We start from the raw sequence: 237 nt of genomic DNA on the forward strand, positions 1-237 counted from the left end.
TCGAACCTGCGCGGCCGCGGTGGCGCCGGCTTCCCGACCGGCCAGAAGTGGTCCTTCATGCCCAAGGGCAGCATGCAGAAGTACATCCTGTGCAACTCGGACGAATCCGAGCCGGGTACCTGCAAGGACCGCGACATCCTGCGGTACAACCCGCATTCGGTGGTGGAAGGCATGGCACTCGCCTGCTACGCCACCGGCAGCACCGTGGGCTACAACTCCCTGCGAGGGGAATTCCAC

At 65.0% G+C, this 237-nt stretch carries 1 pseudogene; it reads left to right on the top strand.

Features of this window, described 5'->3' with window-relative positions:
* A pseudogene (locus ACQG3P_RS23425) lies at positions 1 to 237 on the top strand (NADH-quinone oxidoreductase subunit F); the annotation flags it as partial.

The sequence above is a fragment of the Stenotrophomonas sp. SrG genome (genome assembly GCF_050031795.1).
Classification (GTDB): Bacteria; Pseudomonadota; Gammaproteobacteria; order Xanthomonadales; family Xanthomonadaceae; genus Stenotrophomonas; species Stenotrophomonas rhizophila_A.